Origin of the sequence: Cupriavidus sp. a3 (assembly GCF_051015765.1) — a bacterium.
GTDB lineage: Bacteria > Pseudomonadota > Gammaproteobacteria > Burkholderiales > Burkholderiaceae > Cupriavidus > Cupriavidus oxalaticus_A.
On the sequence record NZ_CP170643.1, the window covers coordinates 2,390,496 to 2,413,278 of the forward strand.

The window sequence follows — 22,783 nt, forward strand, 5'->3', positions numbered from 1 at the left end:
GGGCTCAGCTCAGAACGCGTCGCCCGGCACGCGCACCCAGCCTTCCATCAGCACGCGCGCGCTGCGGCTCATGATGGCCTTCTTTACGACCCATTCGCCATCGGCCTGCTGCGCCTCGGCGCCCACGCGCAGCGTGCCGGACGGGTGCCCGAAACGCACCGCGTTGCGTTCGCCACCGCCGGCAGCCAGGTTGACCAGCGTGCCGGGGATGGCCGCCGCGGTGCCGATGGCAACGGCTGCCGTGCCCATCATTGCGTGGTGCAGCTTGCCCATGGAGAGCGCGCGCACCAGCAGGTCCACGTCGGCCGCTGCCACCTTCTTGCCGCTGGAGGCGGTGTAGTCCACCGGCCTGGCCACGAAGGCCACCTTGGGCGTGTGCTGGCGCTTGGCGGCCTCGTCCACGTCCTTGATCAGGCCCATGCGCAGCGCGCCGTAGGCACGGATGGTCTCGAACATCGCCAGCGCCCTGGTGTCGCTGTTGATGGCGTCCTGCAGTTCGGTGCCCGTATAGCCGATGCTCTCCGCATTGACGAAGATGGTCGGGATGCCGGCGTTGATCATGGTCGCCTTGAGCGTGCCGACGCCCGGCACCTCCAGGTCGTCGACCACGTTGCCGGTCGGGAACATCGCGCCGCCGGCGCCTTCTTCCTCGGCGGCGGGGTCCATGAACTCGAGCTGCACTTCGGCGGCGGGGAAGGTCACGCCGTCGAGCTCGAAGTCACCGGTTTCCTGCACTTCACCGTTGGTGATGGGCACGTGGCCGATAATGGTCTTGCCGATATTGGCTTGCCAGATGCGCACGACAGCGATGCCATTCTGCGGGATGCGGCTGGGGTCGACCAGGCCGGCGCTGATGGCGAACGGGCCGACCGCTGCGGACAGGTTGCCGCAGTTGCCGCTCCAGTCGACGAAGGACTGGTCGATCGAGACCTGGCCGAACAGGTAGTCGACATCGTGGTCCGGGCGCGTGCTCTTCGACACGATCACGGTCTTGCTGGTGCTGGAGGTGGCACCGCCCATGCCGTCGATCTGCTTGCCGTACGGGTCGGGGCTGCCGATCACGCGCATCAGCAGCGCGTCGCGGGCAGGGCCGGGGACCTGCGCGGTCTCGGGCAGGTCTTGCAGGCGGAAGAACACGCCCTTGCTGGTGCCGCCACGGATGTAGGTGGCGGGGATCTTGATCTGGGGTACGTGGGCCATGGAGTCTTTAGTCCTGGTTAGGCCGGGGGCCTTTGCACAGCTTACGAATCGAATGCGGGGAAGCAAAGCGTAGCGCTTGTTTTCTCCCCTCTCCCGCAAGCGGGAGAGGGGAGAAAACCGGCAGCAGTGGTTTACGCCGCCGCCTTGCTCGACTCCAAAAAGTCCTGCGCAAACCGCTGCAGCACACCGCCAGCCTCATAGATCGACACTTCCTCGTCGCTGTCGAGACGGCACGTCACCGGCACTTCGATGCGCTCGCCATTCTTGCGATGCACCACCAGCGTCAGCGTGGCGCGCGGCTGGCGTTCGCCGATCACGTCATAGGTCTCGGTGCCGTCCAGCCCCAGCGTCAGGCGGTTCACGCCCGGCTTGAACTCCAGCGGCAGCACGCCCATGCCGATCAGGTTGGTGCGGTGGATGCGCTCGAAGCCCTCGGCCACGATCACTTCCACGCCGGCCAGGCGCACGCCCTTGGCGGCCCAGTCGCGCGACGAGCCCTGGCCATAGTCCGCGCCGGCGATGATGATCAGCGGCTGCTTGCGGTCCATGTAGGTCTCGATGGCTTCCCACATGCGCACGACCTTGCCTTCCGGCTCGATGCGCGCCAGCGAACCCTTCTTGACCTGGCCATCGACCACGGCCATTTCATTGATCAGCGTCGGGTTGGCGAAGGTGGCGCGCTGCGCGGTCAGGTGGTCGCCGCGGTGCGTCGCGTACGAGTTGAAGTCCTCTTCCGGCAGGCCCATCCTGGCCAGGTACTCGCCAGCCGCGCTGTTCAGCAGGATCGCGTTCGACGGCGACAGGTGGTCGGTGGTGATGTTGTCGCCCAGCACCGCCAGCGGACGCAGGCCCTGCAGCGTGCGCTCGCCGGCCAGCGCGCCTTCCCAGTACGGCGGGCGGCGGATATAGGTGCTTTGCGGGCGCCAGTCATACAGCGGCGCGGCGCTCTCGCCGGTTTCCGCGGTCAGCGCGAACATCGGCTCGTAGACCTTGCGGAACTGCTCGGGCTTGACGCTCTGCCTGACGATCGCGTCGATCTCTTCGTCGGTCGGCCAGATGTCCTTCAGGTAGACCGGCTTGCCGTCCTGGTCCGTGCCCAGCACATCCTTTTCGATATCGAAGCGGATGGTGCCGGCGATGGCGTAGGCGACCACCAGCGGCGGCGAGGCCAGGAAGGCCTGCTTGGCGTACGGGTGGATGCGGCCGTCGAAGTTGCGGTTGCCGGACAGCACCGCGGTGGCATACAGGTCGCGGTCGATGATTTCCTGCTGGATCTTCGGGTCGAGCGCGCCGGACATGCCGTTACAGGTGGTGCAGGCGAAGGCGACGATGCCGAAGCCGAGCTTTTCCAGGTCAGGCAGCAGGTTGGCTTCTTCCAGGTACAGCTCGACCGCCTTGGAGCCAGGCGCCAGCGACGACTTGACCCACGGCTTGCGCGTCAGGCCGCGCGCGTTGGCGTTACGTGCCAACAGCGCGGCGGCGATCACGTTGCGCGGGTTGCTGGTGTTGGTGCAGCTGGTGATGGCGGCGATGATCACCGCGCCATCGGGCATCAGCCCTTCGGCTTCCTGCGCGCGGGCCTTGTCCAGGTCCACGGCGATGCCGCGCTCGGCCAGCGCCGAGGTCGGCAGGCGCTTGTGCGGGTTGGACGGGCCGGCCATGTTGCGCACCACGCTCGACAGGTCGAACTTCAGCACGCGCTCGTATTCGGCGTTCTGCAGCGAATCCGCCCACAGGCCCGCGGCCCTGGCGTACGTTTCGACCAGCTTGAGCTGCTCGTCGGTGCGGCCGGTCAGGCGCAGGTATTCGATGGTCTGCTCGTCGATGAAGAACATCGCCGCGGTGGCGCCGTATTCCGGCGCCATGTTGGAGATGGTGGCGCGGTCGCCGAGCGTCAGGCTGGAGGCGCCTTCGCCGCGGAATTCCAGGTAGGCGCCGACCACCTTTTCCTTGCGCAGGAATTCGGTCAGGGCCAGCACGATGTCGGTGGCGGTGATGCCGGGCTGGCGCTTGCCGGTCAGCTCGACGCCGACGATATCCGGCAGGCGCATCCACGAGGCGCGGCCGAGCATCACGTTCTCGGCTTCCAGGCCGCCCACGCCAATGGCGATCACGCCCAGCGCATCGACGTGCGGGGTGTGGCTGTCGGTGCCGACGCAGGTATCCGGATAGGCCACGCCATTGTCAGCGTGGATCACCGGCGACATCTTCTCCAGGTTGATCTGGTGCATGATGCCGTTGCCCGGCGGGATCACATCGACGTTCTTGAACGCCTTCTTGGTCCAGTCGATGAAATGGAAGCGGTCTTCGTTGCGGCGGTCTTCGATGGCGCGGTTCTTCTCGAACGCCTGCGGGTCGAAGCCACCGCATTCCACCGCCAGCGAGTGGTCGACGATCAGCTGCACCGGAACCACCGGGTTGACCTTGGCGGGGTCGCCGCCCTGGTCGGCAATGGCGTCGCGCAGGCCGGCCAGGTCCACCAGCGCGGTCTGGCCCAGGATGTCGTGGCACACCACGCGCGCCGGGAACCACGGGAAGTCGAGGTCGCGCTTGCGCTCGATCAGTTGCTTGAGCGAATCCGTCAGCGTGGCGGGATCGCAGCGGCGCACCAGGTTTTCTGCCAGCACGCGCGACGTGTACGGCAGCTTGTCGTAGGCACCCGGCTGGATGGCCTCGACCGCGGCGCGCGCGTCGAAGTAATCCAGCTTGGTGCCCGGTAGCGGTTTGCGGTTTGCAGAATTCATGGTGTAGGGAAATCTATATAAGTATGAAAAAGGGGTAGTGGTCCCGTGTCAGCGACCAACTACCCCCTTTGCCCGCAGGCCCGGATCAATGCAACCCGACGCAGGGCAAACCGGCAGCCGGTCTTACTTGCGGTCCTTGATCGGCACGAACTTCAGGTTCTCCGGACCGGTGTAGTTGGCGCTCGGGCGGATGATCTTGTTGTCGATGCGTTGCTCGATGATATGCGCGGCCCAGCCGGACGTACGCGCGATCACGAACAGCGGCGTGAACATTGCCGTCGGCACGCCCATCATGTGGTAGCTCACCGCGCTGAACCAGTCCAGGTTCGGGAACATCTTCTTGATGTCCCACATCACGGTTTCCAGGCGCTCGGCGATGTCGAACATCTTCATCGAGCCGGCATCCTTCGACAGCTTCTTCGCCACTTCCTTGATCACCTGGTTGCGCGGGTCGCTGATGGTGTACACCGGGTGGCCAAAGCCGATCACGACTTCCTTGTTCTCGACGCGGCGGGTGATGTCGGCCTGGGCCTCGTCGGCGTTGTCGTAGCGCTTCTGGATTTCAAAGGCGACTTCGTTGGCGCCGCCGTGCTTGGGGCCGCGCAGCGCACCGATCGCGCCGGCGATCGACGAGTACATGTCCGAGCCCGTGCCGGCGATCACGCGCGCGGTGAAGGTCGAGGCGTTGAATTCGTGCTCGGCGTACAGGTTGAGCGACGTGTTCATGGCGCTTACCCACAGCGCCGACGGCTTTTCGCCGTGCAGCAGGTGCAGGAAGTGGCCGCCGATGGAGTCATCGTCGGTTTCCACTTCGATGCGCTTGCCGTTGTGGCTGTAGTGGTACCAGTACAGCAGCATCGAACCGAGGCTGGCCATCAGGCGGTCGGCGATATCGCGCGCGCCCGGGGTGTTGTGGTCGTCCTTTTCCGGCAGCACGGTGCCCAGCACCGACACGCCGGTGCGCATCACGTCCATCGGGTGGGCGCTGGCGGGGACCCACTCCAGCGCGGCCTTGACGTTGGCGGGCAGGCCGCGCAGGGACTTCAGCTTGGCCTTGTAGGCGGACAGTTCGGACTTGGTCGGCAGCTTGCCGTGCACCAGCAGGTGGGCGATTTCTTCGAACTCGCAGGTCTCGGCGATATCGAGGATGTCATAGCCGCGGTAGTGCAGGTCGTTGCCGGTACGGCCAACGGTGCACAGCGCGGTATTGCCGGCGGCAACGCCGGACAGCGCGACGGATTTCTTGGGCTTGGGAGTGACGAGCGGTTGCGCTTCGGACATCTGGGTCTCCTTGGTGTGATGCCTGGTGTTGCCTGTCTTTGTCAGGCGAACGGCCGGGAGGGGATCTGCCCCGGCCCGGCCGCGCCTGCCTCTATGGTGTCTTACTTGCCCTTGCCTTGTGCGAACAGGGCGTCGAGCTTCTGCTCGAAGTCATGGTAGCCGATGCTCTCGTAGAGCTCCGAGCGGGTCTGCATGGTATCGACCACGTTCTTCTGCGTGCCGTCGCGGCGGATGGCCGCGTACACGTTCTCCGCGGCCTTGTTCATGGCGCGGAAGGCCGACAGCGGGTACAGCACCATCGACACGCCGGCACCGCCCAGTTCGTCGGTGGTGAACAGCGGCGTGGCGCCGAACTCGGTGATGTTGGCCAGCACCGGCACCTTCACCGCGTCGACAAACTTGCGATACATGCCGAGGTCGGTCATGGCTTCCGGGAAGATGGCGTCGGCGCCGGCTTCCACGCAGGCCACGGCGCGCTCGATGGCGCTGTCCAGGCCTTCCACGGCCAGCGCGTCGGTGCGGGCCATGATGACGAAGTTCTCGTCGGTGCGGGCGTCGACGGCGGCCTTGATGCGGTCGACCATTTCACCCTGGGTGACGATTTCCTTGTTGGGGCGGTGGCCGCAGCGCTTGGCGCCGACCTGGTCCTCGATATGCATGGCCGCGGCGCCGAACTTGATCAGCGACTTGGTGGTGCGGGCCACGTTGAAGGCCGAAGCGCCGAAACCGGTGTCGACGTCCACCAGCAGCGGCGTGTCGCACACGTCGGTGATGCGGCGGATATCGGTCAGGACGTCGTCCAGGCTGGAGATGCCCAGGTCGGGCAGGCCCAGCGAGCCGGCCGCGACACCGCCGCCGGACAGGTAGATGGCCCGGTAGCCGGCACGCTTGGCCAGCAGGGCGTGGTTGGCGTTGATGGTGCCGACCACCTGAAGCGGATGCTCTTCGGCAAGCGCCTGGCGGAAACGGGCGCCTGCGGAGCGCGCGAGGTCGGAAGCGGAGTAGGTCATGGCGTTTGCGTTTGAGGTGAACAAGACGGAGCCATAAGCGCAAGGGGTGTGCCAGCCTTTGCGGGCACGTCGCTGGAATCGCCGTAAAGCCTTGTCAGGACTGGCCTCGCGGGCAGCAGCGTGAAATCTTGCCGATGCCGGATGTCCTCATTTCAGCACATTTGAATTTCACATTCGCAAATCGCGAATTCAAAGTTGAAATCGGGGCGGGCATGACGGACAATGTGCCAGCACTGTACGCCTGTTCCGACGGGGTTTCACCCGCTCCCCACGCCGCACCGCACCATGAGTCCTCCCGCCTCCACGCCCGCCCGCCCGCGCATCTGGGCCATCGGCATCAGCCGCCTGGCACGTGCCTTTGCCGACCTGATCCCGTCCTATGCCGCGCGCGCGGAATTCCGCATCGTCGGCAAGGGCTTCGAGGCCGCCGCCAGCGCGGTATCGCGTGAAGTGCGCGAAGGCCGGCTCGATGTGGTGGTCGCCGGCGGCTCCAACGGCGCCTACCTGCGGCAGCATGTGGACGTGCCGGTGGTGCTGGTCAAGGTGACGGGCTTCGACGTCATGAGCGCACTCGCCACCGCGCGCCGCATCTCGCCCCGGGTCGCGCTGGTCACGCATGCCTCCACCTATGCCGAGGTCGATGAATTCGTGCGCGCGTTCTCGCTGGCGATCCCGGCCTATACCTACCTGACCGAGGACGATGCCGTGGCGCGGGTCAAGGCGCTCAAGCAGGAGGGCATCCAGGTGGTGGTCGGCCCAGGGCTGGTCACCGACCTGGCCGACCGCTACGGCCTGACCGGCGTGTTCCTGTATTCAGGCAACTCGGTGCGCATGGCGCTGGAAGACGCGATCGAGGCCGCACGGCTGCGCCGCATTGAATCGACCCGGCGCGACTATGTCAACACTATCCTGGCGCACCTGAACGAGGGCGTGGCCGCCGTCGATGCGGAAGGGCGGATCCAGTCGTTCAATCCGGCCATGGAGCGATTCCTCGGTACCTCGGCCGCGGCCGCTGTGGGCCGCAAGCTGCAGACGCTGGCGCCCAACCTGTCGCTTGAAGGCGTGATGCAGAGCGGCGACAAGGAGCTGGAAGCGATCCACAAGCTCGGCGACAAGATGGTGGTGGTCAACCGCATCCCGATCGCCAGCGAAGCCGGCACCCTCGGCGCGGTGCTCACCATCCAGGACGCCAGCGCGATCCAGCGCGTCGACCGCAACCTGCGCTCGCGCAGCCGCGCCCGGCCCGCGGGCGTGCGCTACAGCCTCGACGACCTCGCCGGCACCTCCGCGGTGATGACCGAACTGCGCACGCTGGCGCGGCGCTACGCCGTGGTCGATTCCACCGTGCTGATCGGCGGCGAGAGCGGCACCGGCAAGGAAGTGCTGGCGCAGGGCATGCACGACGCCAGCCCGCGCCGCGCGTTCCCGTTCGTGGCGGTCAACTGCGCCGCGTTTCCGGAAGCGCTGCTGGAGAGCGAGCTGTTCGGCTACGAAGAGGGCGCCTTCACCGGCGCGCGCCGCGGGGGCAAGGCCGGCCTGTTCGAGTCGGCGCACAACGGGACACTGTTCCTCGACGAAGTGGGCGACATGCCGCCGACGCTGCAGACGCGCCTGCTGCGCGTGCTGCAGGAAAAACAGGTGCTGCCGATCGGCGGCCTCGACGCCGTGCCCGTCAACGTGCGCGTGATCGCGGCCACCCACCGCGACCTGCCCGCGATGGTGCGCGACGGCGGCTTCCGCCAGGACCTGTACTACCGCCTCAATATCCTGCGCATCGAGATGCCGCCGTTGCGCGAGCGCGCCGAAGACCTGGCCGAGCTCGCCGAGCTGCTGTACCGCCGCGCGCAGGAGCGCCTGGGCACCGAGCGTGCGCAGCGCTTGCCGGCCGTGGCGCGCTCGCGCCTGGCGCGCTACGCATGGCCGGGCAATATCCGCGAGCTGGAAAATGTCACGGAGCGCATCGCGGTGCTGGTGGCCGGCCGCAAGCTGGAAGCCGATGCACTGCTCCGAGAACTGCAGGCCGCCGTGCCGGAACTTTTTGGCGGCGAGGGCGTGGCGATGGCCGTGGCGGAAGCCCCAACGGAACCGGCCGCGCGCGCTGCAACGGCCGGCAGGCCCGGCCATTCGCTGGCGCGCGTCAAGCAGTCGAGCGAAGTCGAGCATATCCGCCGCGTGCTCGCCGAATGCGGCGGCGACCGGACCGCCGCGTGCCACATCCTGGGCATCAGCCCGACCACGCTGTGGCGGCGGCTGAAGGCGGCGTAGCCGCCGGCCGTGCCTATACCCCCGGGCCGACGCGCCGGAACGGAATCGGCTGCAGGTTCTTGCCGGCCAGCCACGCCTCGTTGAAGAGCCGGCCCATGTACAGGTCGCCGCGGTCGCAGAGCAGGGTCACGATGGTGTGGCCCGGTCCCATCTCGCGGGCCAGCGCCACGGCGGCGCCGACATTGATTCCTGAAGAGCCACCCAGGAACAGCCCTTCCTCGCGCAGCATCCGGTAGACCATGTCGACGCAGGTCTGGTCGTCGACCTGCACCGCATCGTCGATCGGCGTGTCCTGCAGGTTGGCGGTGACGCGGCTGGTGCCGATGCCTTCGGTGATCGAACTGCCCTCGGCCTTGAGTTCGCGGTGCTTGACGAAGTTATAGAGGGCGCTGCCGTGCGGGTCGGCCAGCACGATGCGCACGGCCGGCTTGTGCTCCTTCAGGCAACGCGCGATGCCCGCCAGCGACCCGCCCGTGCCGGTGGAGCAGGTGAAGGCATCGATGCGGCCAGCCGTGGCGTGCCAGATCTCGGGGCCGGTGGTTTCGTAGTGGGCCTGCCGGTTGGCGAGGTTGTCGAACTGGTTGGCCCAGATCGCATTATCGGTTTCCTCGGCCAGCCGGCAAGCGATCTTCTGGTAGTTGCCGGGATCGGCATAAGGCTTGGCGGGAACCGGCCGCACCTCGGCGCCGAGCATGCGCAGCCGTTCCATCTTCTCCGGCGACTGCGTGTCGGGGATCACCACGATGCAGCGATAGCCGCGCGCCGCGCACAGGTGGGCCAGGCCGATGCCGGTATTGCCCGCCGTGCCTTCGATCACGGTGCCGCCGGGCTTCAGCACGCCGCGGCGCTCGGCGTCGCGGATGATGTAGAGCGCGGCGCGGTCCTTGACCGAGCCGCCCGGGTTCAGGAATTCGGCCTTGCCGTAGATATCGCAGCCGGTCTCGGCGCTCAGCCCCGCCAACCGGATCAGCGGGGTGTGTCCGATGGTGCCGGCAAATCCGTCCCTGACTTCCATGATGCACTCCTGCCAGGCCGCGGCGGCCCGAGATGAGGGTCAATCTGATTGATAGACCGGGGCGGCGGGAATGACAAGCGGGGGGAAGAAGGCCGTGGGGCCGGGGAAGTGGCTCCGGTAACGCCTGGCGCCGTGGCTGGCCGTTTCAGGCCGTTTCAGGCCGTGTCAGGCCGCATTCAGCCAGCGGAAACTGAAGTCGCCTTCGACGAATTCCCGCCGCGACGCGTGGAAATCGCGCATATACGGCCGGTTCAGGTGCGATTCCAGCGCGTTCTTCGAGTCCCAGACCATATAGATCACGAAGACCTGAGCGTCCTCGGCATCCTGCCCGACATGGTAGTCCAGGCAGCCGGGCTCCTTCAGCCCGCGCGTTTGCAGCGTGGTGAGCTGGGATACCAGCGCCTCGCGGCGATGGGACTTGGCACGGGCGATGCCGACTAGCGTGTACGTTCCGGACATGGTTGAACGGGGGCGACTGGCTGGCGTCTGGTGAGCTCTGGGCGCGCCATTGTAGCGCCGGCGCCGGGGCCGCCTGGAATGCCTGACGGCGCCGTCCGGGCATTTGGCGCCCCCTTGACAACGCCGGCGCGGTTCCGGCGGGCAAAAAACAGGCCTCAAGTCTGGCGCCGGCCTGCCGATAGCCATTCCGACAAGAAAAAAACCAGCGTCCGGGGGACATCTCATGCTGAGACGAATCGGGTCGGAACAATTGCAGGTCGGGATGTTTGTCGCCAGGCTGGGTGGGCCGTGGATCAGCCACCCGTTCTGGCGCGCGAAGTTTCTGGTCAGCCACGAAGACCAGATTCGGCAGATCCAGTCCGCGGGCGTCCGCGAAGTCTGGATCGATATCCTCAAGGGGCGCAACCTGCCCGCACCAGCCGTGCCCGAGGCGCCGCCAGTGCCGGTTGCCGAGGCCGAGCCACCGGCGTGGGAGCCTGCGGCCGAGCAGCCGGTCGCTTCGCTCGAAGCCGAGCTCGGCCGGGCGCGCGACCTGCTCCAGTCCGGCAAGGCGATGATCGGCTCCATGTTCGCCGACATCCGCATGGGCCGCGCGCTGGAGGTCGGACGCGCGCTGCCGCTGGTCGACGCCGCGTCGCGCTCGCTGTCGCGCCACGGGCAGGCGCTGCTGGCGCTGGCGCGGCTCAAGGCGCGCGACGACTACAGCTACCTGCACGCCTTTGCCGTCTGCGCGCTGATGATCGCGGTCGGGCGGACGCTGAGCCTGCCGGAGGACGAGGTGCGCGAACTCGGCCTCGCCGGCCTGGTGCACGACATCGGCAAGCTGACGTTGCCCGAATCCGTGCAGCACAAGGCCGTCGCACGCACGCCCGAGGAAGAGGAAAGCTACCGCCGCCATCCGTCGGCGGGCTACCGCATCCTCAACGAGGCGCGGCTGGTCTCCAATATCCCGCTCGATGTCTGTGTCCACCACCACGAACGCGTGGACGGCCGCGGCTACCCGTTCGGGCTGGCCGGCCACGAACTGAGCATCCACGCCAGGATTGCCGCGATCTGCGACGCCTACGATGCGCTGACCTCGGACCGTCCGGGCCACCAGCAATGGTCGCCGGCGCGCGCCATGGAATACATGGCCGTGCGCGTCGACACGCTGTTCGACCGCCGGGTGTTCAAGGCCTTCACGCGCACCGTCGGCATCTACCCGCTGGGCACCGTGCTGCGGCTGCGCTCCAACCGGCTGGCGGTGGTTTGCGGCCAGAACGAAGCCGACCCCTTGCGGCCGCTGGTGATGGCGTTCTATTCGGTGTCGCAGTCACGCCCGGTACCGACGGAACTGATCGACCTGCGGCACAGCGAGGAGACGGTGGTGGCGTTCGAGAATGCCGCCGAATGGGGTTACACGGACGAGCAACTGATGGCGATGTATACGAATACGAACGCTTCATAGCGCCGGCGCCGGCTTCAGCCAGGGCGACGCACTGAGCCTGGCGTAGAGAAAGTCGTTGAACGCCCGGACCCGCGCGCTATGGCGCAGGTCGGGATGGGTCAGGATCCACAGCGGCGTGCCGAGCGCGGGGTCGGGCCGGGCCAGACGGACCAGGCCTGCGTCGTGCTCGGCCAGCAGGCACAGCAGCATGCCGATACCCATGCCATGCCTGACGGCATCGACCATGGCCACCAGGCTGTCTACGCTCACCAGCCGGCGCGCCGGCGGCACGTGCTCGGCCACCCAGCGAGCCTGCGCGAGATGCGCGAGCGCGTCGTCCGGGACCACCCAGTCGTGGCCGGCCCAGTCAGGCGCTGCGGTTCCACGGGCCGGGGCGTTGCCGGTTTGCGCCAGGTAGTCGCGCGATGCGTACGGCGCAGTTTCCAGCATCCCGACCTGGCGCCCGACCAGGTATTCCGGCGGCGCGCTGGCCGGACGTACCGCCACATCCGCCTCGCGCCGGCTCAGGCTCAGGAAGCTGTTGTTGACCACGATCTGCAACTGGATCCGCGGATGCAGCGCGCGAAATTCCGCGAACAGCGGCATCAGCAGCCCGGCCAGCAGCGTGTCCGTAGTGGTGACCCGCAGCGGCCCGCTCAGCTGGCTGTCCAGGCCGGACAACTGGCGTTGCGCGGCATCGATCTGTTCGCCGACGCCGGCAAGCCGCTGGGCCAGCGCTTCGCCCGCTGTGGTGAGGGCGTAGCCCGTCGGATGGCGCTCGAAGAGCAGGGTGCCCAGCACCTCTTCCAGCCGGGCGAGCCGGCGCAGCACGGTGGAGTGGTTGACGTGCAGCGTCCGGGCAGCGCCGGCCAGCGAGCCTGACTGGCTGACGGCAAGGAAGTACTTCAGGTCGTCCCAGTCCGCTTCCTGCATGTTTGCATAGCCCCTTTGCGAAAATAGCCAGTTCTCGTGCCGATTCGCACAGCCTACATTGGCCTGGCGGGCCCGGCAATGGTCGCCGGGCGGCAATCAGGGAACAGGAAAAGGCAATGGCGTGGATGCTGCTGGTGCTGGCGGGGCTGATCGAGATCGTGATGGCGCTCGCCTTGAAGTACACGGACGGATGGACGCGGCCGGGGCCGACGGTGCTGGGGATCGGGGCCGCCCTGGCCAGCATCTTCCTGCTCAGTGCGGCCTTGCGGCACCTGCCGGTGGGAACGGCGTACGCGGTATGGACCGGGATCGGGGCGATCGGGGTCACCGTGATCGGGATCCTGTTCCTTGGGGAGAGCGCGGCGCCGATGCGCCTGGCGCTGATCGCGCTGATTTTTGTCGGGATCGGGGGGCTGAAGCTGCTGCCTGCCTGAGCGAGGGCAGGGCCGCGGGACACGGGGGGAGGGGGCCTGGTGGGTCCCGGTGGGTCCTGGGATCGCAGTTTTACGAAGGGGCGTGCACGTTTTGTACACTATCCGGCCGAACCACTGGCTTGACTTCGCCCCCTTATGAGTTTCGATGCCCTGCTGGAGCTGTTCCAGCAACGTATTCCGGCCCATCCCTGGGCGCAGATCACGCTGTATCTGGTGGTGCTGGTGCTGATCGCGCTGGTCGCGCAATGGCTGTTCGGCCATGTGATGTCGCGCATCGCCCATCGCGTGCTGACGGTCTGGGGCAAGGGGCCCTGGAGCAAGGCGCTGACGCGCCATCGCGCGTACCGGCGCTTCGGCTATGCGGTGGGTTTTGCGGTGATCACCGTCGGCATCGGCGAGGTGCCGCACATGGGCCGCTATGCGCTGCTGGTGGAGCGCCTGGCCCATTCCAGCCTGTGGGTCTGCTTCTTCCTGATGCTGGGCGGCGTGCTGGGCGCGTGGCAGGACGTTTACGCCGGCAGCCGCCGCGCGCAGACGCGCTCGATCAAGGGTTATATCCAGGTGGGGCGGCTCGGGCTGGGGCTGGTGTGCGCGGTGCTGGTGCTGTCGATCCTGATCAACCGTTCGCCGCTGTGGATGCTGTCCGGCCTGGGGGCGTTGTCGGCGGTGCTGCTGCTGGTGTTCAAGGACACGCTGCTGTCGCTGGTGGCCAGCACGCAGCTGACCTCGAACGACATGCTGCGCATCGGCGACTGGATCGAAATGCCGCAATGCAATGCCGATGGCTACGTCAAGGACATCGCGCTGCATACGGTCAAGGTGCAGAACTGGGACAACACCGTGACCACGGTGCCGACCTACAAGCTGTTTTCGGAGAGTTACCGCAACTACCGCCAGATGTTCGAGTCCGGCGCGCGCCGTATCAAGCGGACGTTGCGCATCGACGCGAGCAGCGTGCGCTTCCTGGAAGACGACGAAGTGCATGCGCTGATGCGGTACCAGTTGCTGCACGACTACCTGGCCGAGAAGCAGGCCAAGGTCGACGAGGCCAACCGGCTGCTGATTGCCGCCGGCAATGACCCGGTGAACCGGCGGCGGCTGACCAATGTCGGCACCTTCCGCGCGTATGGCATCGCCTACCTGAAGGCGCATCCCGAAATCCACCACGACCTGCTGCTCAACGTGCGCATGATGGAGCCCGATTCGCAGGGCATCCCGGTGGAAATCTATTGCTTTACCGCGCTGACGGCGTGGATGGACTACGAGCGCATCCAGGGCGATGTGTTCGACCACCTGCTGGCGATCCTGCCGGAACTGGGCCTGCGGCTGTACCAGGCCCCGTCCGGTGCCGACCTGAGCGGCGTGCGCATGGCGCCGGTGCTGGCCGCGGCGCACGCTGCCGCGCAGGTGGCGGCACCGCACCCGCCCGCCCATGCCGCCGCGGGCAGTCACGTGCTGTAACGCCTTCCGCTCCTTCAGGTATCAGCCCACCGCGCGCGGACGCACGCGGCTTGCGGCTTCCTTGGCGCGGGTGCGGGCGGTGTCAACATCGTCCGCATAGGCCAGCGCCACGCCCATGCGGCGCTTGGTAAAGCTCTCGGGCTTGCCGAACAGGCGCACCTCGGTCTGCGGCACGCTCAGCGCCTGGTCCACGCCGTCGAACACCACGCCCTGCGCGTCCACGCCGCCGTAGATCACCGCGCTGGCGCCGGGGCTGCGCAGCGAGGTATCGACCGGCAGGCCAAGGATGGCACGCGCATGCAACTCGAATTCGTTCTGGTGCTGCGTGGCCATGGTCACCATGCCGGTATCGTGCGGGCGCGGGCTGACCTCGCTGAACCAGACCTGCTCGCCCTTGACGAACAGTTCCACGCCGAACAGGCCCATGCCGCCCAGGTCGGCGGTGACGGCCTGCGCGATCTGCTGGGCCTTCTGCAGCGCGGCGGGGTGCATCGGCTGCGGCTGCCAGCTTTCCACGTAGTCGCCGCTGACCTGGACGTGCCCGATCGGCGCGCAGAACTGCGTCTCGACCTGGCCGCTGGCGCCGATGGCGCGCACCGTCAGCAGCGTGATCTCGTAGTCGAAGTCGATAAAGCCTTCCACGATGATGCGGCCGTGGCTGACGCGGCCGCCGGCCATGGCGTAGTCCCACGCGGCCTGCACGCCCTCGGGGCCGTCGATCTTGCTCTGGCCCTTGCCGGAGCTGCTCATCACCGGCTTGACCACGCACGGATAGCCGATGCCGCCATCGATGGCGGCTTGCAGTTCTTCCAGCGAATCGCAGAACTTGTACGGGCTGGTGGGCAGGCCGAGCGACTCGGCGGCGAGGCGCCGGATGCCTTCGCGGTCCATGGTCAGGCGCGCGGCGCGCGCGGTGGGGATCACGCGCACGGTGCCGGCGGCTTCCAGCGTTTCCAGCATGGGGGTGGCGATGGCTTCGATCTCGGGCACCACCAGGTGAGGCTTCTCGGCTTCGATCAGCGCCCTGAGCTGGTCCGGGTCGCTCATGGCAATGGTGCGCGCGTGGTGGGCCACCTGCTGGCCCGGCGCATTGTCATAGCGGTCGACGGCGATGGTCTCGACGCCCAGGCGCTGCAGTGCGATCAGCACTTCCTTGCCCAGCTCGCCGGAGCCGAGCAGCATCACTTTGGTTGCAGAGGGGGAAAGGGGCGTTCCGAGGGTGGTCATGGCAGCAGGGCGGCGGGGCGAAGGGAAAACCAGGATTGTACGTGGTGCCGCCCGCCGTGGCGTCGCCCTGGCCTAGTCTTCGGCGTCGCGCGAGCCGGGGTGGCGCCGTGTCGCCTCGTCCTTGCGGTCGGCCGCCTCCGCCTCTGCCGGAGTGGACGCGACCCCGTACATGCCGTGGCGCGGCGTGCCTTCCGGCAGGTTGCCGAGATCAGTGGCCTGGTAAGGGTGCGGACCCGGCGGCGGCTGCGAGGTGTCGCTCGACGGATGCGCGCGGCCGGTCAGCTTCTCGTCCTGGGTCGCGCTGTGGCCGCCGTAGTGATAGTCGGTCAGCGATCCTCCATGCGCGGGGGCCGACGGTGCCGGCGCCCCGGAGATATCGGTCACGCGCACCGGAATCGACGGATAGACCTGCTGGGCGCCGGCGATGGCCATGTCGGGCGAATCGAACTCGCCGGCGAGCCGCTCCGGTGCGGCGTTGCCGGTGCGCATTTCGAGGTGCCAGCGGCCGTTTTCCGGGCCGCACACCAGGATTTCCTGTTCGGTCGAGATCATGGCAGGGCTCCTTGTGCAGGTTCCAGGGGGCCGGCACGCCATACCGGCCGCGTGGGCCGGCCGTGTGGTCGGTCCCCAGGCAGACAGGCAAGTTGCATTCCAGCGCCGCCGCGCTGGAACGGAACCTGCTGCTCCTGCGGGAATACGCCGTTAACTCAAAAAGAGGTTCGCCATGCCCCCGACCCGACCGCTTACTGTTGTCATCACCGGCGCTTCCAGCGGCATCGGGCTGGCCACCGCGCTGGCGTTCGCGCGTGCCCAGGCGCGCGTGGTGCTGTGCGCGCGCGGCGAGGCGCCGCTGGCGCGCGCCGCCGCGGCGTGCCGCGAACTGGGCGCGCGGGCACTGGCCGTCCCGGGCGACGTCACGCAGCCGGCGGCCATGCACCGGCTGGCCGAGCGTGCGGCGGAGTTCGGCGACGGCGGCATCGATGTCTGGGTCAACAATGCCGGTGTCGGCGCGGTTGGGCTGTTCGACGAAACACCGGTGGCCGCGCATGAGCAGGTGGTACGCATCAACCTGCTGGGCTACCTGCACGGCGCGCATGCGGTGCTGCCGTTCTTCAAGGCGGCGCGCAAGGGCGTGCTGGTCAATATCGTGTCGCTGGGCGCATGGGCGCCGTCGCCATATGGCGTGTCGTATACGGCAAGCAAGTTCGGGCTGCGCGGCTTTTCGGAGGCGTTGCGCGCGGAGCTGGTCGACTATCCGCAGATCCGCATCTGCGACATCTTCCCGGCCACCGCCGACACGCCGGGCATGCGCCACAGTGCCAACTACACCGGCAAGGCACTGCGTCCGCCGCGGCCGCTGGTCGACGCCGGCGCGGTCGCGCGTGCGGTGCTGCGCGCGGTCGCGGCGCCGGCCTCGCAGGCGGTGACGGTAGGCGTGGTCGCAAGGCTGGCGCGCGTTGCCAACCTGCTGGCGCCAGGCCTGCTGCAACGGGCGTACGGCCGCATCCTGCATCGGCATTTCAGCGGGGCGCACGAGATACCGGTCACCGACGGCAACCTGTTCCATGCCTCGCTGGGACATATGGACGTCCAGGGCGGCTGGACCTCGCCGGAACAGATGCGCCAGCTTCGCATTGCCGGCGCGGCGGTGGCGGCCGGACTGGCCGGCCTCGCGCTGTGGCATTGGCGCCGCCACGCCCGCTGAGTGCCGGCAGGCACTGACAGGCAGACTGGCAGGCAGATTTACAACCGCGGGCGATTCTTACCTGCGCCGCGTGCGGCTGCCGGCCCATATAGAAAAAGGCCCGCGCGAACGCGGGCCGCAAAGGCCTGAGGATCCGCTAGAGGACCGCTCGGTATTTATCCTAATTGCCCGGCAGCGGCTGCACATCCCCCGTTCGGGGTGCAGGCCGCATTCGTGCGTGATCCCGCCTCGATACGGCGGCGGACGGAGCGGTGCCCTCAGGACGTCGCCATCAAAGGTGGTCGACGCTGCGTCGCCACCGCAAACACGATCTGCGCGATCCCGGCCGCCAGCCCCATCGCCACGCCCGCCTGCCAGGCAACGGTGTACGAGCCCAGCGCGTCATAGACCACCCCGCCGCCGAAGGCACCGGTAAAGCTGCCGATCTGGTGGCTGAAGAAGGCCACGCCGCCCAGCATCGCCTGCCAGCGCAGGCCGAAGGTCTCGGCGATCCAGCCCGACACCAGCGGCGCCACGCCCAGCCACAGGAAGCCCATCACCGCGGCAAACACCAGCGTGCTGCCCGGCGTGGGCGCCGACGAGAAGTACCAGGTCAGCGCCAGCGAGCGCACGGTATAGATGCCGCCCAGCAGCATCAGCTTGTTGAAGCGCCCGCCGGCCCAGCCGAAGAAGATGCTGCCGAGCACGTTGAAGCCGCCGATCACGCCCAGCGCCTGCGCGCTAAGCATCGGGTCCATGCCGCAGATGTCCAGGTACGACGGCAGGTGTGTGGTCAGGAAGACCAGTTGCATGCCGCAGACGAAATACGCCAGCGCCATGACGATGAACGGCGCGTGCCGCAGCGCCGTGCCCAGCGCCTGCCGCGCATTGCTCTGGTCGGCGCCGCCGAACGCGGGCAACGGCAGCTTGTCCACGCGCCCCGCCATCCAGGCCGCCGGCAGCATCACCAGCGCCAGCAGCACGAACGCGGCCAGCCCGGCGCGCCAGCCGTAAGCCTGCGTCACCATTTGCCCGATCGGCGCGGCCAGCAGCGCGCCGAGCGAGCCGGCCCCCGACACCAGCCCCAGCACCGTGCTGCGCAGCGCCGCCGGCACCGGCCGTGCCGCCACCGCCATCGCCAGCGCGCTGCCGGTGCAGGCCATCGAAGCGCCGATCGCCACGCCCGCGCCCAGCGTGACGCCGATCATGCCTTGCGCGGTCGCCAGCAGCACCAGCCCGGCCACATGCGACAGCGAGCCGGCCAGCATCAGGGGCCGGAAGCCGATCCGCGTGGCCCATGCGCCAGCCAGCGGCTGCAGCAGCCCCCAGGCCAGGTTCTGCACGGCGATGGCGACCGTGAAGTCGGAGACCGAGATGCCGATGTCCCGCGTCAGCGGCGGCATGAAGATGCCCAGGCTCTGGCGCAGGCCCATGGCCAGGCTGAGCATCAGGGAGGCGCCAAGCAGGATCGGCAGGGCCGGGCGGAGGCTTTCCAGGCGGGAAGGCGCGATGGAGGCAGGCACGATGGTCGTCTCGCGGGATTGTCGTTGTCGTTATGTGCCCGCGGCGGCGCCTGGCATGTTAAGCATGCGCTGAATATACCGCAGGGTAGGCCGAGAGTAAGCGGCAGCCTGCACCGTGTCAATTTGGCTTTGGGCTGGGCCGCCTTCCGCTTTGCCGAAGGCGGCCCAGCGCCGCGCTAGTCCAGGCTGACCCGCCGGCTTGCGGCCGGCCGTCCAGGCGAAAGGCGCGACGACGGCATGGCTTGCTCCCGCCTTACTTGCCGGTCCACACCGGCTTGCGCTTCTCCGCAAAGGCCGCGGCGCCTTCGCGCGCATCGGCCGAGGTGAACACCGGCGCCATCAGCGGGCGCTGGCGCTCGAACATCTCCTCGTTGCTCCAGTCCGCCGACTCGGCCACGATCTGCTTGCTCACCGCCACCGCCAGCGGGCCGTTGGCCCCGATTTCCCCGGCCAGCGCCAGCGCGCCCTGCAGCGCTTCGCCCGGTTCGGTCAGGCGGTTGATCAGGCCGTAGGCATGCGCCTGCTCGGCGCCCAGCATGTTGCCGGTCAGCGCATATTCCATGGCGATGTGGTACGGCACGCGGCGTGGCAGGCGCATCAGGCCGCCGGCACCGGCAACCAGGCCGCGCTTGACTTCGGGCAGGCCGAATTTGGCCGCCTTCGACGAGACGATCAGGTCGCAGGCCAGCGCCAGCTCGAAACCGCCGGCCAGCGCATAGCCTTCCACCGCGGCGATCAGCACCTTGCGCGGCGGCTTCTCGGTGAGCCCGCCGAAGCCACGGCCGGGCAGGCTCGGGCGCTTGCCCTCCAGGAAGCCCTTCAGGTCCATGCCGGAACAGAAGGTGCCGCCGGCGCCGGTCAGGATGGCGACGGCGAGGTCGTCACGGCTTTCCAGCTGGTCGATCGCGGCGGCCAGCGCGGTCGCGGTCTCGAAATCCATGGCGTTGCGCGCCTGGGGCCGGTTCATGGTGATCAGCAGCGTATTGCCGCGGGTCTCTAGTTGCAGCGTGTCGCTCATGCAGGTGTCCTGGTCAAGAAGGCCATTGGGGAGTGCTGGATGGTGATCGATGGCGCTCAGCGCGGGGCCATGCGGATGGCGCCGTCCAGGCGGATGGTCTCGCCGTTGAGCATCGGGTTCTCCAGGATGTGCAGCGCGGTCGAGGCGTACTCGTCCGGCGCGCCCAGGCGCGCCGGGTGCGGCACCATCGCGCCCAGCGAGGTGCGCACGTTCTCCGGCAGCTTCGCCAGCAGCGGCGTGTCGAACAGGCCCGGCGCGATGGTGCAGACGCGGATGGCGCGCTGCGCCAGGTCGCGCGCGGCCACCAGCGTCATGCCGACGATGCCGGCCTTGGCCGAGCTGTAGGGGATCTGGCCGATCTGGCCTTCGTAGGCGGCGACCGAAGCGGTCAGCACGCATGCGCCGCGCTCGCCGTCCACCATTTCGTTCCTGGCCATGCGCGCGGCGCCGAGGCGCAGCGCGTTGAAGGTGCCGATCAGGTTGATGCGCACCACCGACTCGTACTTTTCCAGCGAGCCCGGCGAGCCGTCCTTTTCGACCACGCGCACCGGCGCGCCCAGGCCGGCGCAGTGGATCAGCGCGCGCAGCGGGGCGATGGCCTCGGCGGCGTCGTAGACCGCGTTCATCTGCTCTGTGTCGGTGACGTCGGCCTTGACGAAGCGGACCTTGCCGCCGAACTCGTCCACCACCGCGTTGCCGCGCTCTTCGTTCAGGTCGGCGATGACCACGCCGACGCCGCGCTCCACCAGGCGGCGGGTGCAGGCCAGGCCCAGGCCGGAAGCACCGCCGGTGACGACGGCGGACATGTTTTCGAGTTTCATGGGTGTCTCCTAGGAAAAAGTCACTGGGTTCCCGCCTGCGCGGGAACGACGCAGGCGGTTACAGGCGTTCGATGATGGTGGCGTTGGCCATGCCGCCTGCCTCGCACATCGACTGCAGGCCGTAGCGCTGGCCGCTGTCTTCCAGCGCATGCAGCATGGTGGTCATCAGGCGCACGCCCGACGCACCCAGCGGATGGCCCAGCGCGATCGCGCCACCGCGCGGGTTCAGGCGCGCCGGGTCGGCGCCCAGCGCCTTCTGCCAGGCGAGCGGCACGCAGGCGAAGGCTTCGTTGATTTCGTAGTGGTCGATCTGGTCCAGCGCCAGGCCGCTCTTCCTGATGGCGCGCTGGCTGGCCGCGATCGGGGCAGTCAGCATCATCACCGGATCGTCGCCGCAGACGTCGAACGCGACAAAGCGCGCGCGCGGCTTCAGGCCCAGGCGCTGCGCCATGGCTTCGCTCATCAGCAGCATGGCCGAGGCGCCGTCACTGATCTGCGAGGCATTGCCCGCGGTGACGTTCCAGCCGATCTGCGGGAAGCGCTCGCTCAGTTCGTCGTTGCGGAACGAGGCCTGCAGCGTGCCGAGTTTTTCCACCGAGGTGCCGGGGCGGATGGTTTCGTCATGCTCGACCACGCCGTTGGGCGTGCTGATCGGCAGGATCTCGCGGCGGAAGGCGCCGCTCTCGCGGGCCGCGGCAGCCAGTTCGTGCGAGCGGGCCGAGTAGTTGTCCATGTCCTGGCGCGACAGCTCGTACTTGGCCGCGACCAGCTCCGCAGCAACGCCCTGCGACACCAGACCCGGCGCGTAGCGCGCTTCCATCGACGGTCCATATGGGTTCTGGCCGATGCGCGCCGAGCCCATCGGCACCCGGCTCATCGACTCGATGCCGCAGGCGATGACGATGTCGTAGGCGCCGGCCATGATGCCTTGCGCGGCAAAGTGCACCGCCTGCTGGCTCGAACCGCACTTGCGGTCGATGGTGGTGGCAGGCACGTGGTCGGGGAAGCCGGCCGCCAGCCAGGCCACGCGGCCCGGCCCGGCTGACTGCTCGCCCGCCTGCGTCACGCAACCGGTGATGACGTCGTCCACCAGGCCGGGATCGAGCTGGTTGCGTTCGACCAGGCCCCTGAGCACCTGGGCCAGCAGTTCGGTGGCATGCAGCTCGGTAAAGGCCGATCCCGGCTTGGAGCGGCCCATCGGGCTGCGGATGGCGTCGACGATGACGGCTTGTTGCATGAGGGTGTCTCCTGGTGCAGCGGTTGCGAGTCGTTGATGAATCGTTGAGTTGGGATATTGAGACGTCGGTTTCAAAAAGTGATCGTCCAATACGATGAATCGGAATTCTCGCGTCGGAAATTCGCCATGTAAACTCAAAATCCTGTGTTTGACTTCGGAATCAACGAAGGGCAACATCCGGGTTTTGAGACGCTGGTATCAAAAAAATCCAGACGAAGGCCCGGTTATGACCAATGAAGCACATGCCTCCCTGACCCCGCCGGCCGCCGATGCCGATGGCGAGTCGCGCCTCGTCAGCGCGCTGGCGCGGGGCGTTTCGATCCTCAACTGCTTCTCGCCAACGGTGCAGGAGCTGAGCAGCCGCGAGCTGATGGAGCGCACCGGGCTGGCCAAGCCGACGCTGTTCCGCCTGCTCGACACCCTGTGCGAACTGGGCCTGCTGCACTATTCGGAGCGCCTGTCGCGCTACGTGCCGGGGGTCGGGCTGGTCAACCTGGCCGCGCCCGCGCTGGCGCGAATGACGGTGCGCCAGCTGGCGCGGCCGGCCATGCAGGAGCTGGCCGACCACATCGCCGGACAGGTCGAGCTGATCGTCGGCAACGGCAACGCCATGACCTACGTCGAGATCGCCCAGGGCGTGGGCAGCCATGTGTTCCGGCCCGAGGTCGGTACCCGGGTCTCGATCTCGCGCACCGGTTCGGGCCGCGGCTACCTGTTGCTGATGCCCGAGCCCGAGCGCGAGGCGTATCTGGCCCAGCTGCGCGCCGCCGATCCGGCGCGCGCTGACTGGCTGCAGCAGCGCCTAAAGGATGCCGCGCGCGACCTCCAGGAGCACGGCTTCTGCCGCGGCCATCGCGACCTGCATCGCGAGGTGGAATCCGTTGCCGTGCCGATGCGCGCACGGCGCGATGGCGAAGCGTGGATCTTTGCCGCGTCGGTGCCGGTGTTCAGCCTGCAGAGCAAGCAGATCGAGGAAGACATCGGCCCGCGGCTGGTCAGCCTGGTGCGCAACGTGGAGGGGGCCATCGGGGTGTCAGGCTGACGT

Annotated in this window: 19 protein-coding genes; 6 read left to right on the forward strand and 13 right to left on the reverse strand. The window is 67.9% G+C overall.

The genetic code is table 11. From position 1 onward, the window contains the following. Positions 1-9 precede the first annotated feature (9 nt). The 4 genes from prpF to prpB form a co-directional block, all read right to left on the reverse strand. Positions 10-1,200, reverse strand: coding sequence for a 2-methylaconitate cis-trans isomerase PrpF (prpF, locus tag ACAD63_RS11645; RefSeq protein ID WP_135705282.1), 1,191 nt, complete (start codon positions 1,198-1,200; stop codon positions 10-12). A 131-nt stretch (positions 1,201-1,331) separates the two neighbouring features. Then, positions 1,332-3,944 carry a Fe/S-dependent 2-methylisocitrate dehydratase AcnD gene (gene acnD, locus ACAD63_RS11650; protein ID WP_135705281.1) on the reverse strand — a complete coding sequence of 871 codons (2,613 nt, stop codon included), beginning with the start codon at positions 3,942-3,944 and terminating at the stop codon, positions 1,332-1,334. Between the two features lie 123 nt (positions 3,945-4,067). After that, positions 4,068-5,225: a bifunctional 2-methylcitrate synthase/citrate synthase gene (prpC, locus tag ACAD63_RS11655; RefSeq protein WP_135705280.1), complete on the reverse strand. Its 1,158-nt coding sequence runs from the start codon at positions 5,223-5,225 to the stop codon at positions 4,068-4,070. A 101-nt stretch (positions 5,226-5,326) separates the two neighbouring features. After that, positions 5,327-6,235, reverse strand: a complete 909-nt coding sequence (prpB, locus tag ACAD63_RS11660; RefSeq protein ID WP_135705279.1) for a methylisocitrate lyase — start codon at positions 6,233-6,235, stop codon at positions 5,327-5,329. A gap of 285 nt (positions 6,236-6,520) precedes the next feature. On the opposite strand from prpB, the gene prpR reads away from it, so the two are divergent. Beyond that, the gene (gene prpR / locus ACAD63_RS11665) at positions 6,521-8,500 is read left to right on the forward strand and encodes a propionate catabolism operon regulatory protein PrpR (protein ID WP_135705278.1); all 1,980 of its coding nucleotides are present in this window, start codon (positions 6,521-6,523) and stop codon (positions 8,498-8,500) included. Between the two features lie 13 nt (positions 8,501-8,513). On the opposite strand, the gene ACAD63_RS11670 is transcribed toward prpR, so the two are convergent. Further along, positions 8,514-9,515, reverse strand: a complete 1,002-nt coding sequence (locus ACAD63_RS11670) for a cysteine synthase A (protein WP_135705277.1) — start codon at positions 9,513-9,515, stop codon at positions 8,514-8,516. A 165-nt stretch (positions 9,516-9,680) separates the two neighbouring features. Next, entirely contained in the window at positions 9,681-9,974 is a 294-nt protein-coding gene (locus ACAD63_RS11675; protein WP_133096177.1) for a putative quinol monooxygenase, read from the reverse strand. A 223-nt stretch (positions 9,975-10,197) separates the two neighbouring features. Between ACAD63_RS11675 and ACAD63_RS11680 the strand changes: the two genes are divergently transcribed. Beyond that, positions 10,198-11,421, forward strand: a complete 1,224-nt coding sequence (locus tag ACAD63_RS11680; RefSeq protein ID WP_434032673.1) for an HD-GYP domain-containing protein — start codon at positions 10,198-10,200, stop codon at positions 11,419-11,421. Here the strand turns inward: ACAD63_RS11680 and ACAD63_RS11685 are convergent. Beyond that, on the reverse strand, positions 11,416-12,333 hold the full coding sequence (locus ACAD63_RS11685; RefSeq protein WP_195427677.1) for a LysR family transcriptional regulator: 918 nt from the start codon (positions 12,331-12,333) through the stop codon (positions 11,416-11,418). The two genes, ACAD63_RS11680 and ACAD63_RS11685, sit on opposite strands and share 6 nt — an antisense overlap. A gap of 116 nt (positions 12,334-12,449) precedes the next feature. Here ACAD63_RS11685 and ACAD63_RS11690 point away from each other — a divergent pair, with 116 nt between their 5' ends. Both ACAD63_RS11690 and ACAD63_RS11695 read left to right on the forward strand, forming a co-directional pair. Next, positions 12,450-12,767 carry a DMT family transporter gene (locus tag ACAD63_RS11690; protein WP_029045934.1) on the forward strand — a complete coding sequence of 106 codons (318 nt, stop codon included), beginning with the start codon at positions 12,450-12,452 and terminating at the stop codon, positions 12,765-12,767. Positions 12,768-12,902: 135 nt separating this feature from the next. After that, on the forward strand, positions 12,903-14,228 hold the full coding sequence (locus ACAD63_RS11695) for a mechanosensitive ion channel family protein (protein ID WP_133096174.1): 1,326 nt from the start codon (positions 12,903-12,905) through the stop codon (positions 14,226-14,228). Positions 14,229-14,249: 21 nt separating this feature from the next. On the opposite strand, the gene purT is transcribed toward ACAD63_RS11695, so the two are convergent. Continuing rightward, a complete protein-coding gene (purT, locus tag ACAD63_RS11700; protein ID WP_133096173.1) occupies positions 14,250-15,455 on the reverse strand; it encodes a formate-dependent phosphoribosylglycinamide formyltransferase in 1,206 nt (401 codons plus the stop codon). A gap of 72 nt (positions 15,456-15,527) precedes the next feature. Further along, positions 15,528-16,007, reverse strand: coding sequence for a hypothetical protein (locus tag ACAD63_RS11705; RefSeq protein ID WP_133096172.1), 480 nt, complete (start codon positions 16,005-16,007; stop codon positions 15,528-15,530). A 172-nt stretch (positions 16,008-16,179) separates the two neighbouring features. On the opposite strand from ACAD63_RS11705, the gene ACAD63_RS11710 reads away from it, so the two are divergent. Next, complete coding sequence (locus tag ACAD63_RS11710) at positions 16,180-17,160, forward strand: SDR family oxidoreductase (RefSeq protein ID WP_195427678.1); 981 nt, start codon at positions 16,180-16,182, stop codon at positions 17,158-17,160. A gap of 257 nt (positions 17,161-17,417) precedes the next feature. On the opposite strand, the gene ACAD63_RS11715 is transcribed toward ACAD63_RS11710, so the two are convergent. The 4 genes from ACAD63_RS11715 to ACAD63_RS11730 form a co-directional block, all read right to left on the reverse strand. Next, the gene (locus tag ACAD63_RS11715; protein WP_434032674.1) at positions 17,418-18,662 is read right to left on the reverse strand and encodes an MFS transporter; all 1,245 of its coding nucleotides are present in this window, start codon (positions 18,660-18,662) and stop codon (positions 17,418-17,420) included. Positions 18,663-18,915: 253 nt separating this feature from the next. Beyond that, a complete protein-coding gene (locus ACAD63_RS11720) occupies positions 18,916-19,680 on the reverse strand; it encodes a crotonase/enoyl-CoA hydratase family protein (protein WP_135705273.1) in 765 nt (254 codons plus the stop codon). A gap of 56 nt (positions 19,681-19,736) precedes the next feature. Then, positions 19,737-20,501, reverse strand: coding sequence for an SDR family NAD(P)-dependent oxidoreductase (locus tag ACAD63_RS11725; protein WP_135705272.1), 765 nt, complete (start codon positions 20,499-20,501; stop codon positions 19,737-19,739). Between the two features lie 58 nt (positions 20,502-20,559). After that, positions 20,560-21,738, reverse strand: a complete 1,179-nt coding sequence (locus tag ACAD63_RS11730; protein ID WP_135705271.1) for a thiolase family protein — start codon at positions 21,736-21,738, stop codon at positions 20,560-20,562. A gap of 226 nt (positions 21,739-21,964) precedes the next feature. Here ACAD63_RS11730 and ACAD63_RS11735 point away from each other — a divergent pair, with 226 nt between their 5' ends. After that, complete coding sequence (locus tag ACAD63_RS11735; protein WP_434032675.1) at positions 21,965-22,780, forward strand: IclR family transcriptional regulator; 816 nt, start codon at positions 21,965-21,967, stop codon at positions 22,778-22,780. The last annotated feature ends 3 nt before the right edge of the window (positions 22,781-22,783 follow it).

What these genes read in the sequence shown, in the direction of transcription:
- prpF (WP_135705282.1), bottom strand. Translation starts at nt 1,200, where the DNA reads ATGGCCCACGTACCCCAGATCAAGATCCCCGCCACCTACATCCGTGGC.
- acnD (WP_135705281.1), bottom strand. Translation starts at nt 3,944, where the DNA reads ATGAATTCTGCAAACCGCAAACCGCTACCGGGCACCAAGCTGGATTAC.
- prpC (WP_135705280.1), bottom strand. Translation starts at nt 5,225, where the DNA reads ATGTCCGAAGCGCAACCGCTCGTCACTCCCAAGCCCAAGAAATCCGTC.
- prpB (WP_135705279.1), bottom strand. Translation starts at nt 6,235, where the DNA reads ATGACCTACTCCGCTTCCGACCTCGCGCGCTCCGCAGGCGCCCGTTTC.
- prpR (WP_135705278.1), top strand. Translation starts at nt 6,521, where the DNA reads ATGAGTCCTCCCGCCTCCACGCCCGCCCGCCCGCGCATCTGGGCCATC.
- ACAD63_RS11670 (WP_135705277.1), bottom strand. Translation starts at nt 9,515, where the DNA reads ATGGAAGTCAGGGACGGATTTGCCGGCACCATCGGACACACCCCGCTG.
- ACAD63_RS11675 (WP_133096177.1), bottom strand. Translation starts at nt 9,974, where the DNA reads ATGTCCGGAACGTACACGCTAGTCGGCATCGCCCGTGCCAAGTCCCAT.
- ACAD63_RS11680 (WP_434032673.1), top strand. Translation starts at nt 10,198, where the DNA reads ATGCTGAGACGAATCGGGTCGGAACAATTGCAGGTCGGGATGTTTGTC.
- ACAD63_RS11685 (WP_195427677.1), bottom strand. Translation starts at nt 12,333, where the DNA reads ATGCAGGAAGCGGACTGGGACGACCTGAAGTACTTCCTTGCCGTCAGC.
- ACAD63_RS11690 (WP_029045934.1), top strand. Translation starts at nt 12,450, where the DNA reads ATGGCGTGGATGCTGCTGGTGCTGGCGGGGCTGATCGAGATCGTGATG.
- ACAD63_RS11695 (WP_133096174.1), top strand. Translation starts at nt 12,903, where the DNA reads ATGAGTTTCGATGCCCTGCTGGAGCTGTTCCAGCAACGTATTCCGGCC.
- purT (WP_133096173.1), bottom strand. Translation starts at nt 15,455, where the DNA reads ATGACCACCCTCGGAACGCCCCTTTCCCCCTCTGCAACCAAAGTGATG.
- ACAD63_RS11705 (WP_133096172.1), bottom strand. Translation starts at nt 16,007, where the DNA reads ATGATCTCGACCGAACAGGAAATCCTGGTGTGCGGCCCGGAAAACGGC.
- ACAD63_RS11710 (WP_195427678.1), top strand. Translation starts at nt 16,180, where the DNA reads ATGCCCCCGACCCGACCGCTTACTGTTGTCATCACCGGCGCTTCCAGC.
- ACAD63_RS11720 (WP_135705273.1), bottom strand. Translation starts at nt 19,680, where the DNA reads ATGAGCGACACGCTGCAACTAGAGACCCGCGGCAATACGCTGCTGATC.
- ACAD63_RS11725 (WP_135705272.1), bottom strand. Translation starts at nt 20,501, where the DNA reads ATGAAACTCGAAAACATGTCCGCCGTCGTCACCGGCGGTGCTTCCGGC.
- ACAD63_RS11730 (WP_135705271.1), bottom strand. Translation starts at nt 21,738, where the DNA reads ATGCAACAAGCCGTCATCGTCGACGCCATCCGCAGCCCGATGGGCCGC.
- ACAD63_RS11735 (WP_434032675.1), top strand. Translation starts at nt 21,965, where the DNA reads ATGACCAATGAAGCACATGCCTCCCTGACCCCGCCGGCCGCCGATGCC.